Here is a 700-nt window from a genome sequence, read left to right as displayed (position 1 = left end):
GGGGAAGGACGTTCTGCTGCACTGCGTTGGCAATCACACCGTGGTGGATATTGTTGATAACGGGCCGGGGATGCCGGATTCCTTTATCGAGCGCACATTTTCGCTTCAGCCGCTCGGCGGGCGGTCGGCAGGCGCGGAGAAGGTTCCGGCCGCCAGGCGTGCGGGGCGGGCGGAGAAGGTTCCGGCCGCCAGGCGTGCGGCAGTTTCAGCTACCGCACTGCGGCGGACGGGCAAAGGGCCGAAGGGCGCGGCCCTTTGCAATCCCCGCCCTGCGCCGTCCTCGCTGTTCCCTCACTTATCGCTCCGGCCTGACGGACCGGTGGCGATTCGCTCCTGCTCAGCGCCACCTCTCGCCGCATCCATGCGGCTCGCCCTGGCTCTCACTCTGCGCTCGGCGCTGCGGATGGCGCTCCGCCCCCCCTCGTCTGCACGTCATTTTTCTTGTTTTAGCGCATCGCTGCCTGAAAGCGCGGACACAGACTTTCAGCGATATCGGGATAAAGATGAGAAAGGCTGTTGAAGCGGGGGGGATTGCAGGCGACCTTCCCACGCGCTGAACGCATGCAGGCTTCCAGGATGAGCCGACAGGACGTCGGCGAAAGGCGCCGCTGAGCAGGAGCGAATCGGCGCCGGTCCGTCAGGAAGCGTGAAGGCGTGAAGGGGCCGCGCAGCGGCGAGTGGGGCTGGCGCAAGGCCGGGG

Annotated in this window: 1 protein-coding gene; it reads right to left on the bottom strand. The window is 66.6% G+C overall.

The window, feature by feature from the left end:
• Positions 1-446: 446 nt before the first annotated feature.
• Positions 447-700 (bottom strand): hypothetical protein (locus tag HA48_RS22330; protein ID WP_208613174.1); only part of this gene is annotated, 254 nt, incomplete at its 5' end.

The organism is Pantoea wallisii, assembly GCF_002095485.1.
GTDB lineage: Bacteria > Pseudomonadota > Gammaproteobacteria > Enterobacterales > Enterobacteriaceae > Pantoea > Pantoea wallisii.
Note: the sequence above shows the minus strand (reverse complement) of the source record. Positions and strands in the feature narration are given on the sequence as shown.